This window comes from Legionella sp. 227 (assembly GCF_043161935.1).
Lineage (GTDB): Bacteria > Pseudomonadota > Gammaproteobacteria > Legionellales > Legionellaceae > Legionella > Legionella sheltonii.
In genome coordinates this window covers 670,482-692,500 of the sequence record NZ_CP171154.1, presented here as the reverse complement: position 1 = coordinate 692,500, position 22,019 = coordinate 670,482, and the positions used below count along the sequence as shown (strand labels likewise).

The following is a 22,019-nucleotide window of genomic DNA, read 5'->3' as shown; positions in this document are numbered from 1 at the left end:
TTTAAAGTGCCCACACAGTTTGTTTTCAGAATGATGAAGAAACCCGGTTCATAATGTTGCGAGTGCGGCAGCACGAGCGTAAAGACAGGATGAGCCAAATGCTTTTTGCGAGAGGTTTTGTTTTAATCAAGGCGCACATGCGAATGAGCGAAAGAACATACATCGGTATGTGGCTAAGCGAGTGAGTATGAGCAACGCCGAGTAAAACAAAAGATCGATGCCAAAAAAAGGGGTCGTAGCTCAGCTGGGAGAGCACCTGCCTTGCACGCAGGGGGTCAGGAGTTCGATCCTCCTCGGCTCCACCAATTTAAGGGTTAATCATGCGGTTTATTCAGATTAAAGTATTTTGCAAGAGAGTATTTTAATCTGGAGTAACCAGACGTTCATTAAAAATTTGGGTAAATAAAGAGGTAACACAAGCGTCTTGTATTGTGTAAAGCATATAATTTTGAGGTAATTGAGATTATATGGTCAAGAAGAGAAGCGCAAACGGTGGATGCCTTGGCAGTAAGAGGCGATGAAGGACGTGGAATCCTGCGAAAAGCTTCGGTGAGCTGGAAACGAGCGATTAACCGGAGATGTCCGAATGGGGGAACCCGGCCATGCGTGAGTATGGTCATCGTTAACTGAATACATAGGTTAACGAAGCGAACTCGGGGAACTGAAACATCTAAGTACCCGAAGGAAAAGAAATCAAAAGAGATTCTCCAAGTAGCGGCGAGCGAACGGGGAGGAGCCTGGTGTGATTTATAATGCAATGAAGTAGAACAACTTGGGAAAGTTGGCCGTAGAGGGTGAAAGCCCCGTATATAGAGGTTGCATTAAGAACTAAGCACACGAACAAGTAGGCCGGGACACGTGTAATCCTGGTTGAATATGGGTGGACCATCATCCAAGGCTAAATACTACTTACTGACCGATAGTGAACCAGTACCGTGAGGGAAAGGCGAAAAGAACCCCGGAGAGGGGAGTGAAATAGAACCTGAAACCGTTTGCGTACAAGCAGTGGGAGCACCCATGTGGTGTGACTGCGTACCTTTTGTATAATGGGTCAGCGAGTTACTTTCAGTGGCGAGGTTAACTGAATAAGGAAGCCGTAGAGAAATCGAGTCTGAATAGGGCGCGAGTCGCTGTGAGTAGACCCGAAACCGGGCGATCTAGTCATGTGCAGGATGAAGGTTGGGTAACACCAACTGGAGGTCCGAACCGGGTAATGTTGAAAAATTATCGGATGACGTGTGACTAGGAGTGAAAGGCTAATCAAGCCCGGAGATAGCTGGTTCTCCCCGAAAGCTATTTAGGTAGCGCCTCGTGAATGATTACTGGGGGTAGAGCACTGTTTCGGCTAGGGGGCTGTCATGGCTTACCAAACCGATGCAAACTCCGAATACCGGCTAATTGAATCACGGGAGACACACGGCGGGTGCTAACGTCCGTCGTGAAGAGGGAAACAACCCAGACCGCCAGCTAAGGTCCCCAAGTACTAGTTAAGTGGGAAACGATGTGGGAAGGCATAGACAGCCAGGAGGTTGGCTTAGAAGCAGCCACCCTTTAAAGAAAGCGTAATAGCTCACTGGTCGAGTCGGCCTGCGCGGAAGATGTAACGGGGCTAAAACTAGTCACCGAAGCTGCGGATGTGCACTAAGTGCACGTGGTAGGGGAGCGTTCTGTAGGCTGATGAAGGTGGATTGAGAAGTCTGCTGGAGGTATCAGAAGTGCGAATGCTGACATGAGTAACGATAATGAGGGTGAAAAGCCCTCACGCCGGAAGTCCCAGGTTTCCTGCACGACGTTAATCGGAGCAGGGTGAGTCGGCCCCTAAGGCGAGGCTGAAGAGCGTAGTCGATGGGAACCAGGTTAATATTCCTGGACTTTTTATAAGTGGTGAAGTGGGGACGGAGAAGGCTAGATAAGCCAGGCGTTGGTTGTCCTGGTACGTGCATGTAGGGGGATGGTTTAGGCAAATCCGGACCATTATTAACTCTGAGGTGCGACGTGGTGCTGACACTTCGGTGTACAGCGAAGTTATTGATGCCCGGCTCCCAGGAAAAGCTGCTAGCCATAACTTATAGAGAACCGTACCGCAAACCGACACAGGTGGACAGGTAGAGAATACTAAGGCGCTTGAGAGAACTCGGGTGAAGGAACTAGGCAAAATGGTACCGTAACTTCGGGAGAAGGTACGCCCTTTCTGGTGATGGGATTTACTTTCAGAGCTGGAGAGGGCCGCAGAGACCAGGTGGCTGCGACTGTTTATTAAAAACACAGCACTCTGCAAATTCGTAAGAAGACGTATAGGGTGTGACGCCTGCCCGGTGCCGGAAGGTTAATTGATGGGGTTATCTTCGGAGAAGCTCTTGATCGAAGCCCCGGTAAACGGCGGCCGTAACTATAACGGTCCTAAGGTAGCGAAATTCCTTGTCGGGTAAGTTCCGACCTGCACGAATGGCGTAACGATGGCCACACTGTCTCCACCCGAGACTCAGTGAAATTGAAATCGCTGTGAAGATGCAGTGTACCCGCGGCTAGACGGAAAGACCCCGTGAACCTTTACTATAGTTTTGCACTGGACTTTGATGATAACTGTGTAGGATAGGTGGGAGGCTTTGAAGTGAGGACGCTAGTTCTCATGGAGCCGACCTTGAAATACCACCCTGTTGTTATTGAGGTTCTAACTTGGTCCCGTAATCCGGGATGAGGACAGTGTATGATGGGTAGTTTGACTGGGGCGGTCTCCTCCCAAAGAGTAACGGAGGAGCACAAAGGTACCCTCGGTACGGTCGGACATCGTACCAAGAGTGTAAAGGCATAAGGGTGCTTGACTGCGAGAGCGACGGCTCGAGCAGGAACGAAAGTTGGTCTTAGTGATCCGGTGGTTCTGAATGGAAGGGCCATCGCTCAACGGATAAAAGGTACTCCGGGGATAACAGGCTGATACCGCCCAAGAGTTCATATCGACGGCGGTGTTTGGCACCTCGATGTCGGCTCATCACATCCTGGGGCTGAAGCAGGTCCCAAGGGTATGGCTGTTCGCCATTTAAAGTGGTACGCGAGCTGGGTTTAGAACGTCGTGAGACAGTTCGGTCCCTATCTGCCGTGGGCGTAGGAAAATTGAGAGGAGCTGCTCCTAGTACGAGAGGACCGGAGTGGACGAACCTCTGGTGTACCGGTTGTGACGCCAGTCGCATCGCCGGGTAGCTAAGTTCGGACGGGATAACCGCTGAAAGCATCTAAGCGGGAAGCCTCCCTCAAGATGAGTTTTCCCATGAAGCCCGTTGAAGACTACGACGTTGATAGGCAAGGTGTGGAAGCGCAGTAATGTGTGCAGCTAACTTGTACTAATTGGCTGATTGTCTTGACCATATAATCTGAATTACTTCAGATTAACTGAATGTGACTACAAGAAAAGTGGGTTGGGTTAAGACCCAACCTAAAAAAAATGTGTACTCTTTATTTACCTAACGCATGATTCGGGTATAATGCGCCCATTAATCATGTTAAACCAGTTTTCCTGGCGACCATAGCGGTTTGGAACCACCTGATTCCATCTCGAACTCAGAAGTGAAACGAACCCGCGCCAATGATAGTGTGAGGCTTCCTCATGTGAAAGTAGGTCATCGCCAGGGTTTTATTTAAGTGATCTTTAGAAAGCTAAATTTCACTAGAATCCCAGTTGAAAATGGGAAAAAGCGTATATGCTGGCGTAGCTCAGTTGGTAGAGCAACTGACTTGTAATCAGTAGGTCCCGGGTTCGATTCCTGGTGCCAGCACCATCTTATTAGGTTGGCCGTTAACAAAATGTTGACATTCTATTCATCTTAAAAGACAATAACGTTCTTTTTGGAGGGGTTCCCGAGCGGTCAAAGGGATCAGACTGTAAATCTGACGGCTCTGCCTTCGAAGGTTCGAATCCTTCCCCCTCCACCAGTTAAAAAGAAAGGATAAAAGCGGGTGTAGTTCAATGGTAGAACTTCAGCCTTCCAAGCTGATAGCGTGGGTTCGATTCCCATCACCCGCTCCAAATTATATAAATTAGAAATATTTGCTTGTTCGTATGAATCAGCAAGCTAATATAAGCCCACATAGCTCAGGCGGTAGAGCACTTCCTTGGTAAGGAAGAGGTCGTTGGTTCGAGTCCAGTTGTGGGCACCATAATGTCAATTAGCAATGGGGAGACTTTCCAATGGCGAAGGAAAAATTTGAACGTAAGAAGCCACACGTTAACGTGGGCACAATTGGTCACGTAGACCACGGTAAGACGACATTGACGGCGGCGATTACCACAATTATGGCTAAGAAGTATGGCGGTACAGCAAAGGCATATGACCAAATTGATGCTGCCCCAGAAGAGCGTGAACGCGGGATTACTATTTCTACAGCACACGTAGAATATGAATCAGCAAACCGCCACTATGCACACGTGGATTGCCCAGGACATGCTGACTACGTTAAGAATATGATTACTGGAGCGGCGCAAATGGACGGAGCGATACTGGTGGTATCAGCTGCAGATGGTCCTATGCCACAAACCAGAGAACACATTCTGTTATCACGCCAAGTAGGTGTACCTTATATTGTTGTGTTCATGAACAAAGCAGATATGGTTGATGATCCAGAGTTATTAGAATTGGTTGAGATGGAAGTACGTGATTTGCTAAGCAGTTACGATTTCCCTGGCGATGAGATTCCAATTGTTGTTGGTTCTGCATTGAAAGCATTGGAAGGTGATACAAGCGAGATTGGTGTTCCAGCAATTGAGAAATTGGTAGAGACCATGGACTCGTATATCCCAGAACCAGTACGTAACATAGATAAAGCATTCTTGTTGCCGATTGAAGACGTATTCTCTATTTCTGGACGAGGAACTGTAGTAACAGGTCGTGTAGAAAGTGGAATAGTGAAAGTGGGTGAAGAGATTGAGATTGTTGGTATCCGAGACACTCAAAAAACCACTTGTACTGGCGTGGAAATGTTCCGTAAGTTGTTGGACGAAGGACGCGCTGGAGATAACGTTGGCGTATTGTTACGCGGCACGAAACGTGATGAAGTTGAACGTGGGCAAGTATTAGCTAAGCCAGGTACAATTAAGCCACATACAAAGTTTGAAGCGGAAGTATACGTATTATCAAAAGAAGAAGGCGGACGTCATACTCCATTCTTTAATGGATACAGACCTCAGTTTTATTTCAGAACAACAGACGTAACAGGAACCTGTGATCTGCCCTCTGGAGTAGAAATGGTAATGCCTGGTGATAACGTACAATTAACCATTCATCTGCATGCTCCTATTGCGATGGACGAAGGTTTACGTTTCGCAATTCGGGAAGGTGGCCGTACAGTTGGCGCCGGTGTTGTTGCGAAAATTATCGAGTAGTAAAGTTAAATTTTGTTGGCATGGATATCAATTGTTCATGCCAATTAATTTAGGCCAGTAGCTCAATTGGCAGAGTGGCGGTCTCCAAAACCGCAGGTTGGGGGTTCGATTCCCTCCTGGCCTGCCAACTTACAAGTGAATATGAAAAGTTCGAACGAAAATCAAAGTAATACTAAAGATTTATTATCATGGATGTCTGTAGTTCTTATTACTGCAGCAGCATTTTTTTGCACCTATTACTATACTTTTTCAGGTCCCATTCAGTCGATAGTATGGCTTGTATGGTTGTTGTTGTCTTTATTCTTTGCCTACATGACATCTGCGGGCAAACAAGTATTTAAATTTGCTCAAGAATCAAAAGTTGAATTGTTAAAAGTTGTTTGGCCTACTCGCCAAGAGACGATACAAACAACAACCATCGTCATCGTTATGGTTGCAGTAACCGGATTCATACTCTGGGGAGTTGATTCAGTAATGATGTGGGCAATTGCTAAAATAACGCATTTAGGGTGAATTCGGTGGAAGAACACAAATCGAAACAATGGTACGTCGTACATGCCTATTCAGGTTATGAAAATTTCGTTATGCGTGAAATAAAATCTCGTGCACAGCACCACAATTTAGAAGATAAAATTGGTGAAGTTGTGGTCCCATCAGAAGAAGTGGTTGAAATGCGTTCGGGTCAAAAACGCAAAAGCACACGTAAATTTTTCCCTGGCTATGTTTTAGTAAACATGGTTATGGATGATCAAACATGGCATATGATAAGAGCGATACCTCGGGTTCTAGGTTTTATTGGCGGAACCAGTCAGACTCCAACGCCTATTACAGATAAAGAAGCTCGTGCGATTATGCAACGTGTTGAAGATGGTGTAACAAAACCAAGACCAAAAATTCTCTTTGAACCTGGTGAAGTCGTTCGCGTCAAAGAGGGTCCTTTCGTTGACTTTAATGGCGTAGTTGAAGAAGTCAATTATGAGAAAAATAGATTAAGAGTAGCAGTGTTGATTTTTGGACGCTCTACTCCAGTAGAACTTGAATTTAGTCAAGTAGAGAAAACTTAGTTCGCTAAGGTGCCCTGATAGGTCTTTTTAAACTTAATAAGACTTATCAGGGCTATTTTGTGTAAAAGGGGAGCTGAAGTTAATAAAGAGAAGTCAACTTTTCTTTAAATAATCGGCGTATGACCCATAAGGAGTAAACATGGCAAAAAAAGTAGAAGCATATATTAAGTTGCAAATTCCAGCTGGTAAAGCAAACCCAAGTCCACCAGTAGGCCCAGCTTTAGGCCAACGTGGTGTTAACATTATGGAATTTTGTAAAGCATTTAACGCTGCCACACAACAAATGGAGCAAGGATTACCTACTCCAGTTGTAATTACTGTATACAGTGATCGTAGCTTTACCTTTATTACTAAAACACCACCAGCTTCAGTCCTTCTGAAGAAAGCTGCTGGTATTCAAAGTGGAAGTGGTACACCTAATACTAAAAAGGTGGCAAAACTTAACGTCAAGCAACTTGAAGAAATTGCGAAGATTAAGGAACCCGATTTAACTGCAGCAAGCTTAGCAGCAGCAGTAAGAAGTATTGCAGGTACTGCGCGCAGTATGGGTATTGACGTTGAAGGTTTAGAATAAGGGGGTTGCCATGGCTAGAGTATCTAAGAAACAAAAAAAGATTTTAGAGACGATTAAACAAAATCATTTATATAGTGCTAGTGAAGCAATTAACCTTTTAAAACAATTTGCTTCAACTAAATTTCGTGAAAGTTTAGATATTAGCGTTAATCTCGGTGTTGATCCTCGTAAATCTGATCAAGTAGTTCGTTCTTCAACTAACTTACCTAAAGGTACTGGAAAGGTTGTACGTGTAGCTGTATTTGCTCAAGGTGAAAATGCTACCAAAGCTAAAGACGCTGGTGCTGATATTGTTGGATTTGAAGATTTGGCTGATAAAATTAAAGGCGGCGCGATGGACTTTGATGTGGTTATTGCCACGCCAGATGCAATGCGTATCGTTGGTCAATTAGGTCAAGTTTTAGGTCCAAGAGGCTTAATGCCAAACCCCAAAGTGGGTACCGTGACTACCAACGTTGAAGCTGCTGTTAAAGATGCAAAATCAGGTCAAGTACGTTATAGAACTGATAAGAATGGTATTATTCACTGTACAGTAGGGAAAGTAGATTTTACCGCTGAAGACATTATTGAAAATATTGTTGCTTTAATTAATGACCTAAAAAAGGCGAAGCCGACTTCGTCAAAAGGTCAATATTTAAAGAAAATATCCTTATCTACAACAATGGGACCTGGTATAGCTATTGATATTTCATCAATACCTGTGTAATATAACCACCCATTTTTTAGGAATTCACGGCATAGATTTGGTTCCATGCCGTCGAAGACCGCAGGTGCTAACGCTTAATTTCCTGCGCAGACGGTGAACCGGCTCCAATTTAATATAAAGAGACGGCCACCATAACTGGCAAATCCTTGCGATTTGTATACATTAGGAGGTCAGTAACGTGACATTAAATTTAGCTGAAAAGAAAGCTGTTGTTGAAGAAGTGACTGCGGTCGCCTCAAAGGCTATTTCGGCAGTTGTTGCTGATTATCGTGGTTTAACCGTTAATCAAATGACGCATTTACGTAGTGAAGCACGCAAATCAGGTGTTTATCTTCGAGTTGTAAGAAATACTTTAACACGAAGAGCCTTTAAAGACACTGAGTTTGAATGCTTGAATGACTTGCTTGTTGGCCCGTTGTTCATTGCATTATCACTGGAAGCACCTAGTGACGCTGCAAGACTGCTTAAAGAATTCACTAAGACATTTGAAAAACTTGAGATTAAAGCATTATCCGTTGGCGGAAAAGTATATAAGGCAGATCAAATTGATGCTGTTGCTAGCTTACCGACTCGTGATGAAGCGATTGCCAAGTTGATGTATGTGATGAAAGCGCCAGTTGAGAAATTTGTCAGAACTCTTGCTGAGCCACATGCTAAATTAGTAAGAACCTTAGCAGCAGTAAAAGATAAAAAAGCAGGTTAAATCATTTAATCATTAAATTAATTTTAAATCAGGAGCTAGTAATGGCTGTGTCAAAAAATGATATTTTAGAAACCATAGCAAATATGTCTGTTATGGAAGTTGTTGAATTAATCGAAGCTATGGAAGAGAAATTTAACGTTTCTGCTGCCGCTGCTGCTGTTGCTGTTGCTGCTCCAGCTGCAGGTGCTGCTGCCGCTGCTGAAGAACAAACTGAGTTTACAGTTGTTATGACCAGCTTTGGTGCTAATAAAGTAAACGTTATTAAAGCAGTTCGTGGTATTACTGGTCTTGGCTTGAAAGAAGCTAAAGATTTAGTAGAAGGTGCTCCTTCAACTATTAAAGAAGGTGTATCTAAAGATGAAGCTGCTAACATCAAGAAAGAACTTGAAGAAGCTGGTGCTTCAGTAGAAGTTAAATAATAAAGTTATATCAGTGAGATAGGACCCAGCCATGGTTTCATGGCTGGGTTTACGTGTTTGAAGTCATCAATAATTTACAGAGGAAACACCATGGCCGTTGCAGAAGCTAAACCTCAATATTCGCATGCTGAGAAAAAACGATTTCGCAAAAGCTTTGGTACGCAGGCCGATAAAATGGCAATACCAAATCTGCTTGAAATTCAATTAAAATCATATAGAGATTTTCTTCAGGCTGATAGCAAGTCAAACGAACACTTTAATACAGGATTGCATGCTGCATTTTCTTCTGTATTCCCCATTGAAAGCTTTTCTGGCAATGCACGATTAGAATATGTTGGTTACAAATTGGGTGAACCAGCATTCGATGTTCGTGAATGCAAATTAAGAGGCTTAACTTATTCTGCACCACTCAGAGTTAAAATCAGACTTGTTGTTCTTGATAAAGATGCAAGTGAAGATCCTAAGCCCATCAAGGATATTAGAGAACAAGATGTTTTTATGGGTGAGATTCCTTTAATGACTGATGTCGGTACATTTGTTGTAAACGGTACCGAGAGAGTCGTTGTCTCACAATTACATCGTTCTCCAGGTGTTATATTTGAACATGATAAAGGCAAAACTCATTCATCTGGAAAGTTATTATATTCTGCACGCATTATACCCTACCGTGGTTCCTGGTTAGATTTTGAATTCGACCCGAAAGATTGTGTTTATGTTCGAATTGATAGAAGACGTAAACTTCCTGTCAGTATCCTTTTAAGAGCTTTAGGATATGAAACAGAAGATATTCTTAATGAATTTTTCGAAATGACAAGCTGTCATCTGAAAAATGGTGAATATCATATAGACCTGATTCCTCAAAGATTACGAGGTGAAATTGCTTCATTTGATATCCATGTTCCTGGAACTGGCGAACTTATTGTAGAACAAGGCAGAAGAATTACCGCTCGCCATATCAAGCAAATGGAAAAAGCTCAGATGAAAGATCTGATTGTTCCACGTGACTATTTGATAGGAAAGACCTTAGCTAAAAATATAATCGATACTTCTACCGGAGAGTTTATTGCTCAGGCAAATGATGAAGTAACTGATGAGCTTCTTGATGTCATGGCTTCTAATGGAATCCATGAATTTGACATGATTTATACAAATGACTTGGATCATGGTTCATATATATCAGACACATTAAAAATCGATCCGACTTCAAGTCAGTTGGAGGCGTTAGTTGAAATTTATCGCATGATGCGTCCTGGCGAACCCCCAACTAAAGAAGCTGCTGAAGCTTTGTTTAAAAACTTATTTTTTGTTGATGAACGTTATGATTTATCCGCCGTTGGTAGAATGAAGTTTAACCGACGTGTTGGAAGAAAAAATGATGATGGTCCAGGTACTTTGACTAAAGAAGATATCATGGCTGTGATCAAGACATTGATCGACATTAGAAATGGTATTGGTATGGTTGATGATATTGACCACCTTGGTAACCGAAGGGTTCGAAGTGTTGGTGAAATGACTGAAAACCAATTTAGAGTTGGACTGGTACGCGTTGAACGAGCTGTTAAGGAGCGTTTGAGTCTGGTTGAATCAGAAAATCTAATGCCACAAGACTTAATTAATGCAAAACCTGTTTCAGCTGCTATTAAAGAGTTCTTTGGTTCAAGCCAATTATCACAATTTATGGATCAGGTTAACCCCTTATCTGGTGTTACCCATAAGCGAAGAGTTTCAGCATTAGGCCCAGGTGGTTTAACACGTGAGCGTGCAGGCTTTGAGGTACGTGACGTACATACCACACACTATGGTCGAGTATGTCCTATTGAAACTCCTGAAGGTCCAAACATTGGTTTGATCAATTCACTGTCTGTTTATGCCCGAACCAATGATTATGGATTTATTGAAACTCCATGTCGTAAGGTGGTTAATGGTCGTGTGACTGATGAGATTGAATATCTATCAGCTATCGAAGAAGTTGATCAGTATATCGCACAATCAAGTGTAGCTCTTGATAAAGATGGAAACATCCTTGCCGATTTAGTTCCATGTAGACATCAAAACGAGTTCTCGTTAACTACACCTGATAATATTAACTACATGGATATTTCTCCAAAGCAAATCGTTTCTGTAGCTGCTTCCCTAATTCCATTCTTAGAGCATGATGATGCGAACCGTGCCTTGATGGGATCGAACATGCAACGACAAGCAGTACCCACCTTGCGTTCTGAAAAACCTCTAGTAGGTACGGGAATGGAACGTATTGTTGCTTCAGATTCAGGTGTATCTGTCGTGGCAAAACGCGGTGGAGTCATTGATCTTGTTGACGCATCACGTATTGTGGTTCGCGTGAATGATGATGAGACCACAGCTGGTGAAACTGGGGTTGATATTTACAATCTCACCAAGTACTTCCGTTCAAACCAGGATACATGTATTAACCAACGTCCTATCGTTAATACGGGTGATATCATACAAAGAGGAGACATCTTAGCTGATGGTCCTTGTACTGATATGGGTGAACTGGCATTAGGCCAGAATTTACTGGTCGCTTTTATGCCTTGGAATGGTTATAACTTTGAGGACTCTATCCTCATATCTGAGCGCATTGTGCAAGATGACCGCTTCACCACGATCCATATCGAAGAATTAACATGTATTGCTCGTGATACTAAATTAGGTACCGAAGAAATCACCGCAGATATACCCAATGTCGGTGAGTCAGCTCTTTCAAATCTTGATGAGTCTGGAGTAGTATTTATTGGTGCGGAAGTTAAAGCCGGTGATATTTTAGTTGGAAAAGTTACACCTAAAGGTGAAACCCAACTGACTCCTGAAGAGAAATTGTTACGCGCAATTTTCGGGGAAAAAGCTTCTGATGTTAAAGACTCTTCACTTCGCGTTCCATCAGGAATGAACGGTACTGTAATTGATGTACAAGTATTTACGCGTGATGGTTTAGAGAAAGATGCTCGAGCAAAGAGCATTGAAGAAGAGCATCTAGCACGAGTCCGTAAAGACCTCGTTGATGAGCGACGTATCCGTGAAGAAGACATCTATCATCGTGTAGCTAACATTATCCTTGATAAAGTAGCAACGGGTGGTCCAGGAAATCTCAAGCCAGGTTCCAAAATAAATCAGGAATACTTGGATAAAATAGGCAGAGACAAATGGTTTGATATTCGTCTTGAAAACGATGTGACGAGTCAACAATTAGAACAACTTTCGAAACAATTGGAAATGTTGTCTAAAGAAATGGAAAAACGCTTTAACGACAGTCGTAAGAAAATAATCCAGGGCGACGATTTAGCTCCTGGTGTTTTGAAAATTGTTAAAGTATATCTCGCTGTGAAGAGAAGAATCCAACCAGGTGATAAGATGGCTGGTCGACATGGAAACAAAGGGGTTATCTCTATTGTAGTCCCTGTTGAAGATATGCCTCATATGGAAGATGGTACAGCAGTAGATATCGTTCTAAATCCATTGGGCGTACCGTCTCGTATGAACATTGGTCAGGTTCTAGAAACACATCTTGGTTTAGCTGCTAAAGGGTTAGGTAATAAAATTGCCCAAATGCTAGATTCAAAACAAAATGCCGCCGATATCAGATCCTTTTTAGCTAAAATATACAACCATGACGGTGTCCAAAGAGTGCATTTAGATTCCTTGAATGACGAAGAGATGTTCCGATTGGCAGATAATCTGCGTGCAGGTGTACCGATGGCAACACCTGTGTTTGATGGTGCTTCCGAAGAAGAGATAAAAAGTATGCTGCAGCTGGCGGACTTGTCTTCTGATGGTAAAACCTTTTTGATCGATGGTAGAACCGGAAACAGATTTGATAACCCAGTTACTGTAGGTTACATGTACATGTTGAAACTAAACCACTTAGTTGATGATAAGATGCATGCTCGTTCGACTGGTTCATACAGCCTGGTAACACAACAGCCGCTAGGTGGTAAAGCACAGTTTGGGGGACAACGCTTTGGAGAGATGGAAGTATGGGCTCTCGAAGCATATGGCGCAGCTTATACATTGCAGGAAATGTTGACTGTGAAATCAGATGACGTTGGAGGTAGAACAAAGATCTACAAAAATATTGTCGATGGCGATCATCGTATGGACCCAGGAATGCCAGAATCTTTCAACGTACTATTGAAAGAAATCCGTGCCTTGGGAATAGATATCGAACTCGAACACGATTAATTTTCAGCGTTAAATACTGATTAACAAATTTTTGGAGGCATAGACTTGAGTACTCTAAACGACGATCCAATGAATGAACCAATGAGAAAAGCTCCTGTGATGAGCGATTTGCTTGGCATCCTTAAACAACAAGGACAAAGCGAAGAATTTGATGCAATTAAAATTGCGTTGGCTTCTCCTGAATTAATTCGCTCTTGGTCATATGGTGAAGTAAAAAAACCAGAAACAATAAATTATCGTACGTTTAAACCGGAACGAGATGGTTTATTCTGCGCTAAAACTTTTGGTCCAGTAAAAGATTACGAGTGCTTATGTGGTAAGTACAAACGGCTCAAACATCGAGGCGTTATTTGTGAAAAATGTGGTGTCGAGCTTGCATTGGCTAAAGTACGCCGCGAGCGTATGGGGCATATTGAGCTTGCAAGTCCAGTTGCACACATCTGGTTCTTGAAATCATTGCCTTCCAGAATTGGTTTATTGCTGGATATGACCTTAAGAGACATTGAACGTGTTCTTTATTTTGAAGCGTTTGTTGTCGTTGATCCAGGAATGACTGAGCTTGAGCGTGGCCAATTGCTCAATGACGAAGTATATCTTGATGCAATGGAACAATACGGTGATGAATTCGATGCGCGTATGGGTGCTGAAGCAATTCGTGACTTATTACGTCAAGTTGATTTGGAAGAAGAGATCAAGAACTTACGTGAAGAATTACCGACTACAAGTTCAGAAACAAAGATTAAGAAAATCACTAAAAGATTAAAACTGCTTGAAGCATTTTATGATTCTGGTAATAAGCCAGAGTGGATGATTATGGATGTATTGCCTGTTCTACCACCTGATTTAAGACCGCTGGTTCCACTAGATGGTGGCCGTTTTGCTACATCTGATCTTAACGACTTGTATCGTCGAGTGATCAACCGAAACAATCGTTTAAAACGACTTCTCGATCTGAATGCGCCTGATATTATTGTGCGTAATGAAAAGAGAATGTTACAAGAATCGGTTGATGCTTTATTGGATAACGGCCGTCGTGGTCGTGCGATTACTGGAACAAACAAAAGACCGCTGAAATCCTTAGCCGATATGATTAAAGGAAAGCAAGGTCGTTTCCGTCAAAATCTGTTGGGTAAACGTGTTGACTATTCAGGTCGTTCTGTAATTGTGGTTGGGCCAACTTTAAAACTGCATCAGTGTGGTCTTCCAAAGAAAATGGCTCTTGAACTATTCAAACCATTTATTTTCAGTAAACTGGAGTTCCGAGGTCTAGCTACAACAATTAAAGCGGCCAAGAAAATGGTTGAGCGGGAAGAGTCGGTTGTTTGGGATATTCTAGATGATGTAATTCGCGAGCATCCTATTCTGTTAAACCGTGCTCCTACATTGCATCGATTAGGTATTCAAGCTTTTGAACCAGTATTAATTGAAGGCAAGGCGATTCAGCTTCATCCTCTGGTTTGTACCGCTTACAATGCTGACTTTGACGGTGACCAAATGGCGGTGCACGTGCCATTGACTTTGGAAGCGCAGCTAGAAGCACGCTCCTTAATGATGTCTACCAACAATATTTTGTCACCAGCGAGTGGTGAACCAATTATCGTTCCTAGTCAGGACGTTGTACTTGGTTTGTACTATTTAACTCGTGAAAAAGTGAATGCCTTAGGTGAAGGTAAAATTTTTGTAAGTGCTCAAGAAGCGCAAAATTTTTATGAATCTGGTCATCTTGATATTCATGCGAAAATTAAAATTCGTATGCCAAAAGAAGGCGAGCCGGGTCATCATTTAGTCGAAACCACAGTTGGCCGTGCAATTCTTGCTGAAGTTTTACCCAAAGGAATGACTTTTGCGACGATTAACCGAACTATGACCAAAAAAGTAATTTCTAAAGTAATTGACAGTTGCTATAGAAATTTTGGCTTGAAAGAAACAGTTATTTTTGCTGATAAATTGATGTATACCGGCTTCAAGTATGCAACACGTTCTGGTGTATCAATCGGTATTGAAGATATGGAAATACCTGATGATAAAGCCAGCATTATTGAACACGCAGATAACGAAGTTCGAGAAATTGAATCTCAATTCCGTTCAGGCTTGGTAACCAATGGCGAACGTTATAACAAAGTAATCGATATTTGGTCGAGAACTAACGAACTCGTTGCTAAATCGATGATGACTAAAATAGCAACGGAAGAGGCTGTTGATTCACAAGGTAATCGGGTAAGACAAGAATCCTTTAACCCAATCTTCATGATGGCTGATTCAGGTGCTAGGGGTTCTGCAGCACAAATAAGACAGCTAGCTGGTATGCGGGGATTGATGGCTGCACCAGACGGCTCAATTATTGAAACACCAATTACTGCAAACTTCCGTGAAGGCTTGAACGTATTCCAATACTTTATTTCCACTCACGGTGCTCGAAAAGGATTGGCGGATACCGCGTTAAAAACTGCTAACTCAGGTTACTTAACACGACGCTTAGTTGATGTTGCGCAAGACGTTGTGATAACTGAAGATGATTGTGGTGTTGATACAGGTATTTTAATGCAGCCACTGATTGAAGGTGGTGATATCGTTGAACCATTACATGAACGGGTATTGGGACGTGTAGTTGCAGCTGATGTTTATATTCCAAATCATAGTGAGCCTGTTGTAACAGCAGGAACTTTATTGGATGAAGAATGGGTTGAAAAGCTAGAAAAGCAAGGTGTCGATCAAATCATGGTTCGTTCACCGATTACTTGCCAAACTCGCTTTGGACTCTGTGCGAAGTGCTATGGCCGTGATTTAGCAAGAGGTCATCTGGTTAACACCGGTGAGGCTGTAGGTATTATTGCAGCACAATCAATTGGTGAGCCAGGTACACAGCTCACAATGCGTACTTTCCATATTGGAGGGGCAGCATCCAGAGCAACAGCGGCTAATAATATTCAGATTAAAACCAAAGGGGTTATTCGTTTACACAACATTAAAACAGTAACTCATGAAAACAAAAATCTAGTCGCAGTATCGCGTTCTGGTGAAGTAACTATTGTGGATGAATTTGGACGTGAGCGCGAACGTTATAAGTTACCTTATGGTGCGGTAATTTCAGTTCACGATAATTCATCTGTAGAAGCTGGACAAGTTATTGCTACTTGGGATCCGCACACTCACCCAGTTATTTCCGAGGTAACTGGATATCTGAAATTTGTCGACTTAATTGATGGTATTACCATGAATCGACAAACTGATGAATTAACTGGTTTAAGTAATATTGTCGTTATCGATGCAAAACAGCGTAGTACTGCAGGTCGTGATTTACGTCCAATGGTTAAACTTGTTGCAGAAAATGGCGAAGATATTTATCTTGCTGGAACTAATGTTCCTGCTCAATACTATCTGCCTGTAGATGCGATCGTTAATTTTGAGGATGGTGGTCACGTGGGTATTGGGGATGTTATTGCCCGTATTCCACAAGAGCGCTCCAAAACACGCGATATTACAGGGGGTCTACCAAGGGTAGCTGACTTATTTGAAGCACGTAAACCTAAAGATTCAGCGGTTATGGCTGAAGTTTCGGGAATGGTTAGCTTTGGTAAAGAAACAAAAGGTAAAAGAAGATTAATTATTAATGTTTCTGAAGATCAATGTCATGAAGAATTGATACCCAAGTGGAGACATATTTCTGTCTTCGAAGGGGAGCATGTGGAGCGCGGTGAAATTATCGCGGAAGGTGCACTCAATCCTCATGATATATTACGTTTACTTGGTGTTGGTGCATTAGCCAATTACATCGTAAATGAGGTACAAGACGTATATCGCTTACAAGGTGTGAAAATTAATGACAAGCACATCGAAACAATTGTAAGGCAAATGCTACGTAAACGCGTCATTACTTTTGCTGGAGATTCAAAATTCTTAGCAGGAGAGCAGGTAGAAGAAAGCGTCTTGTTGCAAGAAAATGACAAGCTTATTGCTGAAGATAAACAACCAGCTCGCGGTACTCCTATATTATTGGGTATCACAAAGGCTTCTTTGGCAACTGAGTCATTTATCTCTGCGGCATCGTTCCAGGAAACAACAAGGGTTCTAACTGAGGCTGCAGTAAGCGGTAAAGTTGATGATTTACGAGGATTAAAAGAAAACGTGATGGTTGGTCGTTTGATTCCTGCAGGAACAGGCTATGCATACCATCAAGGCCGTAAGGCAAAAAGAGCTAAGGCTGCAGCCGGTGAGCACCCAGTGCATACCGTTACTGCAAGTGATGTTGAACATGCGTTAAGTGAAGCATTAAACGCAGACAATCAAGAACACTAGTTCGGATTCGAAATCGGCAGATTAAACTTGACAAATCTGCCGTGGCTATATAGAATCCGGCCTCCTTATGCATTCGAAATAATCAAAAGAGACAGATCGGAGTTAAGTATAAATGGCTACTATTAATCAGTTAGTAAGAAAGCCTCGTGTGGACGTAAAGAAGAAAAGTAACGTACCTGCACTAGAGTCATGTCCACAGCGACGCGGTGTGTGTACACGCGTATACACCACTACACCTAAAAAACCTAACTCAGCTATGCGTAAGGTTGCTCGTGTACGTTTGACGAATGGATTTGAAGTTTCATCATATATTGGTGGAGAAGGCCATAATCTTCAAGAACACTCTGTTGTTCTTATTAGAGGTGGTCGTGTTAAAGACTTGCCTGGTGTGCGTTACCACACAGTAAGAGGTAGTTTGGATACATCAGGTGTTAACGATCGTAAACAAGGTCGTTCAAAATACGGTACCAAAAAGCCAAAAGATAAAAAATAACTGATTGTAGGAAATCGAAATGCCTAGAAGAAGAGAAGTCCCCAAAAGAGAAATTTTGCCAGATCCTAAACATCATAGTGAACTATTAGCAAAATTCATTAACGTATTAATGGTCAGTGGTAAGAAATCTACCGCTGAAAAAATAATTTACGGTGCTTTATCAGTTATGGAAGAGCGCGTAAAGAAACTTAAAAAAACAGATGAAGATGAAGGTGAATCAGGTTCTACCAGTGGTTCAGCGACAGTTCTTCGTTACTTTGAAAATGCTTTAGATAATGTTCGCCCCAGCGTTGAAGTGCGTTCACGTCGTGTTGGTGGTGCTACATATCAGGTTCCAGTTGAAGTTAGAACTGATCGAAGTATTGCACTAGGTATGCGCTGGATTGTTCAAGCAGCACGTACTCGTGGTGAAAAAGGAATGATGTTACGCTTAGCTGGTGAACTGATGGACGCCTACGAGAGTAAAGGTTCAGCAGTCAAGAAGCGCGAAGATACACATAAAATGGCAAAAGCCAACCAGGCGTTTGCACATTTTAGATGGAATTAAGAGAGAGGTAATCCGTGTCTACTCCATTAAAGTTGTATAGAAACATAGGCATTGCAGCGCATGTCGATGCTGGAAAAACTACAACGACAGAGCGCGTACTGTACTATACTGGTATGTCTCATAAAATTGGTGAAGTGCATGACGGTGCTGCAACAATGGACTGGATGGTTCAGGAGCAGGAACGCGGTATTACCATTACTTCAGCAGCTACAACATGTTACTGGTCAGGCATGGACAAACAGTTCGAGCCGCATCGCATCAATATTATTGATACTCCAGGACACGTAGACTTTATGATTGAAGTAGAACGTTCACTACGCGTACTTGATGGTGCTGTTGTTGTGTTCGACTCAGTATCCGGTGTAGAGCCCCAATCTGAAACTGTTTGGCGCCAAGCTAATAAATATGGTGTACCACGTATCGTCTTTGTCAATAAGATGGATAGAATGGGTGCTAATTTCCTGCGTGTGGTGAGCCAAATTAAACAAAGATTAGGCTCTAATCCCGTTGTTGTTCAACTGCCTATTGGTGCTGAAGAAGAGTTTAAAGGGGTTATTGACCTCATCAAGATGAAAGCAATTCATTGGGATGAAGACAATAAAGGGATGACCTTCCAATATAAAGAGGTTCCTGAAGATCTAAAAGAGCAATGCGAAGAATACCGTGCGCTGCTTGTTGAGGCTGCTGCCGAAGCAACTGAAGAACTCATGGAAAAATATCTTGAAGGTGAAGAACTTACCGAAGCAGAAATTAAGACAGCACTCCGTCAATTGACGATTAGCAATAAAATAGTCCCGGTTTTCTGCGGTTCAGCCTTTAAAAATAAAGGCGTTCAAGCAGTATTGGATGGTGTTATTGAGTATTTGCCTTCTCCAACTGACATCCCTGATGTTCAAGGAGTGGATGAAGAAGGTAATCCAGCCTCTCGTAAGACAAGCTATGATGCACCGTTTTCGGCTTTAGCCTTTAAAATTGCAACGGATCCATTTGTTGGGACACTAACTTATTTTAGAACATATTCTGGTGTCTTAAAGAGTGGTGATACGGTTTACAACTCCGTGAAAGCAAAAAGAGAGCGTATTGGACGTTTATTACAGATGCATGCCAATTCCCGTGAAGAAATTAAAGAAGTAAGAGCGGGTGATATTGCTGCAGCGGTTGGGCTCAAAACAGTAATGACTGGTGATACTCTATGTGATACAGAAAGTGTTGTCATCCTTGAAAGGATGGACTTTCCAGATCCAGTAATTGCAGTTGCTGTTGAACCAAGAACTAAAGCGGACCAAGAAAAAATGGGTATTGCCCTTGGTAAGTTAGCCCAAGAAGACCCATCATTCAGAGTTCATACCGATGAAGAATCTGGACAAACCATTATTGAAGGTATGGGTGAACTTCATCTGGAAATTATTGTTGACCGCATGAAACGTGAGTTTAATGTGGAAGCTAATGTTGGTAAGCCTCAAGTTGCCTATCGTGAAACACTAAAACAATCTGTGGAGCAAGAAGGCAAATTTGTAAGACAGTCAGGTGGACGTGGACAATACGGTCACGTTTGGTTGAAAATTGAACCTCAAGAGCCAGGAACGGGTTATGAATTTATCAATGCAATCGTTGGTGGTGTTATTCCTAAAGAATACATCCCTGCAGTTGATAAAGGGGTTCAAGAACAGATGCAAAATGGTGTTATCGCTGGTTACCCTGTAGTGGATGTTAAAGTCACGTTGTTTGATGGCTCATTCCATGAAGTGGATTCTAGTGAGATGGCATTTAAAATCGCTGGTTCACAATGCTTCAAGCAAGGTGCATTAAAAGCTAAACCTGTATTACTTGAACCTATTATGAGTGTTGAAGTTGTAACCCCTGAAGATTATATGGGGGATGTTATGGGTGACCTTAACAGACGACGTGGTTTAGTTCAAGGAATGGAAGATTCCCCTGCAGGAAAAATTGTGAGGGCAGAAGTTCCATTGGCAGAGATGTTTGGTTATTCGACCGATTTACGTTCTGCGACTCAAGGAAGAGCAACATATACTATGGAATTTTCTAAGTACGCGGAAGCACCAACGAACATTGCTGAAGCAATTATTAAGAAACAATAAAGTTAACGAGGTTAATTGAAAATGGCAAAGGAAAAATTTGAACGTAAGAAGCCACACGTAAATGTTGGCACAATCGGTCACGTTGACCATGGTAAGACCACATTGACAGCGGCGATTACCACAATTATGGCTAAGAAGTATGGCGGTACAGCAAAGGCATATGACCAAATTGATGCTGCCCCAGAAGAGCGTGAACGCGGGATTACTATTTCTACAGCACACGTAGAATATGAATCAGCAAACCGCCACTATGCACACGTGGATTGCCCAGGACATGCTGACTACGTTAAGAATATGATTACTGGAGCGGCGCAAATGGACGGAGCGATACTGGTGGTATCAGCTGCAGATGGTCCTATGCCACAAACCAGAGAACACATTCTGTTATCACGCCAAGTAGGTGTACCTTATATTGTTGTGTTCATGAACAAAGCAGATATGGTTGATGATCCAGAGTTATTAGAATTGGTTGAGATGGAAGTACGTGATTTGCTAAGCAGTTACGATTTCCCTGGCGATGAGATTCCAATTGTTGTTGGTTCTGCATTGAAAGCATTGGAAGGTGATACAAGCGAGATTGGTGTTCCAGCAATTGAGAAATTGGTAGAGACCATGGACTCGTATATCCCAGAACCAGTACGTAACATAGATAAAGCATTCTTGTTGCCGATTGAAGACGTATTCTCTATTTCTGGACGAGGAACTGTAGTAACAGGTCGTGTAGAAAGTGGAATAGTGAAAGTGGGTGAAGAGATTGAGATTGTTGGTATCCGAGACACTCAAAAAACCACTTGTACTGGCGTGGAAATGTTCCGTAAGTTGTTGGACGAAGGACGCGCTGGAGATAACGTTGGCGTATTGTTACGCGGCACGAAACGTGATGAAGTTGAACGTGGGCAAGTATTAGCTAAGCCAGGTACAATTAAGCCACATACAAAGTTTGAAGCGGAAGTATACGTATTATCAAAAGAAGAAGGCGGACGTCATACTCCATTCTTTAATGGATACAGACCTCAGTTTTATTTCAGAACAACAGACGTAACAGGAACCTGTGATCTGCCCTCTGGAGTAGAAATGGTAATGCCTGGTGATAACGTACAATTAACCATTCATCTGCATGCTCCTATTGCGATGGACGAAGGTTTACGTTTCGCAATTCGGGAAGGTGGCCGTACAGTTGGCGCCGGTGTTGTCGCTAAAATTATCGAGTAATTAGAATGAGTAGCAATCAAAACATTAAAATAAGATTAAAATCCTTTGATCATCGGTTGATTGACTTATCAACTCGAGAAATTGTAGAGACAGCAAAACGTACTGGCGCACAAGTTCGTGGGCCAATACCCCTACCTGTCCGTAAGGAAAAATTTACTGTATTGACTTCACCGCATGTTAATAAAGATGCTCGAGATCAATATGAATTACGTACTCATAAACGCCTGGTCGTTATCGTTCATCCAACTGAAAAAACAGTTGATGCATTGATGAAATTGGATCTGGCTGCTGGGGTTGATGTTCAGATAAGCCTTGATGACTAAATATTAGGGTGA

General features: G+C 42.4%; 14 protein-coding genes, 6 tRNA genes and 2 rRNA genes. All 22 read left to right on the top strand.

Annotated features, from left to right (window positions below; translation table 11 throughout):
* Positions 1-229: 229 nt before the first annotated feature.
* The 22 genes from ACF8MK_RS02975 to rpsJ all read left to right on the top strand — a co-directional run bounded on the left by ACF8MK_RS02975 (position 230) and on the right by rpsJ (position 22,007).
* Positions 230-305 (top strand) — tRNA-Ala (locus tag ACF8MK_RS02975).
* A gap of 164 nt (positions 306-469) precedes the next feature.
* Positions 470-3,363, top strand: a 23S ribosomal RNA gene (locus ACF8MK_RS02970).
* Positions 3,364-3,510: 147 nt separating this feature from the next.
* Positions 3,511-3,626 (top strand): 5S ribosomal RNA (rrf, locus tag ACF8MK_RS02965).
* Between the two features lie 71 nt (positions 3,627-3,697).
* Positions 3,698-3,773: transfer RNA gene (locus tag ACF8MK_RS02960), tRNA-Thr, on the top strand.
* Positions 3,774-3,842: 69 nt separating this feature from the next.
* Positions 3,843-3,927, top strand: a tRNA-Tyr gene (locus tag ACF8MK_RS02955).
* Between the two features lie 20 nt (positions 3,928-3,947).
* Positions 3,948-4,021: transfer RNA gene (locus ACF8MK_RS02950), tRNA-Gly, on the top strand.
* A 55-nt stretch (positions 4,022-4,076) separates the two neighbouring features.
* Positions 4,077-4,152, top strand: a tRNA-Thr gene (locus tag ACF8MK_RS02945).
* A 31-nt stretch (positions 4,153-4,183) separates the two neighbouring features.
* On the top strand, positions 4,184-5,374 hold the full coding sequence (tuf, locus tag ACF8MK_RS02940) for an elongation factor Tu (protein ID WP_058388342.1): 1,191 nt from the start codon (positions 4,184-4,186) through the stop codon (positions 5,372-5,374).
* Between the two features lie 51 nt (positions 5,375-5,425).
* Positions 5,426-5,501: transfer RNA gene (locus ACF8MK_RS02935), tRNA-Trp, on the top strand.
* A 14-nt stretch (positions 5,502-5,515) separates the two neighbouring features.
* Positions 5,516-5,887, top strand: coding sequence for a preprotein translocase subunit SecE (secE, locus tag ACF8MK_RS02930; RefSeq protein ID WP_028381770.1), 372 nt, complete (start codon positions 5,516-5,518; stop codon positions 5,885-5,887).
* 71 nt (positions 5,888-5,958) lie between these two features.
* Entirely contained in the window at positions 5,959-6,438 is a 480-nt protein-coding gene (gene nusG / locus ACF8MK_RS02925) for a transcription termination/antitermination protein NusG (RefSeq protein ID WP_277873332.1), read from the top strand.
* Positions 6,439-6,577: 139 nt separating this feature from the next.
* Positions 6,578-7,012, top strand: a complete 435-nt coding sequence (gene rplK, locus ACF8MK_RS02920) for a 50S ribosomal protein L11 (protein ID WP_010654844.1) — start codon at positions 6,578-6,580, stop codon at positions 7,010-7,012.
* A gap of 10 nt (positions 7,013-7,022) precedes the next feature.
* Entirely contained in the window at positions 7,023-7,718 is a 696-nt protein-coding gene (rplA, locus tag ACF8MK_RS02915) for a 50S ribosomal protein L1 (RefSeq protein WP_265702116.1), read from the top strand.
* A gap of 178 nt (positions 7,719-7,896) precedes the next feature.
* Positions 7,897-8,421 carry a 50S ribosomal protein L10 gene (rplJ, locus tag ACF8MK_RS02910; RefSeq protein ID WP_028381773.1) on the top strand — a complete coding sequence of 175 codons (525 nt, stop codon included), beginning with the start codon at positions 7,897-7,899 and terminating at the stop codon, positions 8,419-8,421.
* A 41-nt stretch (positions 8,422-8,462) separates the two neighbouring features.
* Positions 8,463-8,840 (top strand): 50S ribosomal protein L7/L12, encoded by a 378-nt coding sequence (gene rplL, locus ACF8MK_RS02905; protein ID WP_265702117.1) that lies wholly within the window; start codon positions 8,463-8,465, stop codon positions 8,838-8,840.
* Positions 8,841-8,930: 90 nt separating this feature from the next.
* Entirely contained in the window at positions 8,931-13,037 is a 4,107-nt protein-coding gene (gene rpoB / locus ACF8MK_RS02900) for a DNA-directed RNA polymerase subunit beta (RefSeq protein ID WP_392538089.1), read from the top strand.
* A gap of 99 nt (positions 13,038-13,136) precedes the next feature.
* Positions 13,137-17,333 (top strand): DNA-directed RNA polymerase subunit beta', encoded by a 4,197-nt coding sequence (rpoC, locus tag ACF8MK_RS02895; RefSeq protein WP_392539002.1) that lies wholly within the window; start codon positions 13,137-13,139, stop codon positions 17,331-17,333.
* Between the two features lie 112 nt (positions 17,334-17,445).
* Complete coding sequence (gene rpsL / locus ACF8MK_RS02890) at positions 17,446-17,826, top strand: 30S ribosomal protein S12 (RefSeq protein ID WP_010654837.1); 381 nt, start codon at positions 17,446-17,448, stop codon at positions 17,824-17,826.
* Between the two features lie 19 nt (positions 17,827-17,845).
* Positions 17,846-18,373, top strand: a complete 528-nt coding sequence (gene rpsG / locus ACF8MK_RS02885; protein ID WP_392538088.1) for a 30S ribosomal protein S7 — start codon at positions 17,846-17,848, stop codon at positions 18,371-18,373.
* Between the two features lie 14 nt (positions 18,374-18,387).
* A complete protein-coding gene (gene fusA, locus ACF8MK_RS02880) occupies positions 18,388-20,472 on the top strand; it encodes an elongation factor G (RefSeq protein WP_392538087.1) in 2,085 nt (694 codons plus the stop codon).
* 21 nt (positions 20,473-20,493) lie between these two features.
* Entirely contained in the window at positions 20,494-21,684 is a 1,191-nt protein-coding gene (gene tuf / locus ACF8MK_RS02875; RefSeq protein WP_058388342.1) for an elongation factor Tu, read from the top strand.
* A gap of 5 nt (positions 21,685-21,689) precedes the next feature.
* The gene (rpsJ, locus tag ACF8MK_RS02870; RefSeq protein WP_010654833.1) at positions 21,690-22,007 is read left to right on the top strand and encodes a 30S ribosomal protein S10; all 318 of its coding nucleotides are present in this window, start codon (positions 21,690-21,692) and stop codon (positions 22,005-22,007) included.
* Positions 22,008-22,019 lie beyond the last annotated feature (12 nt).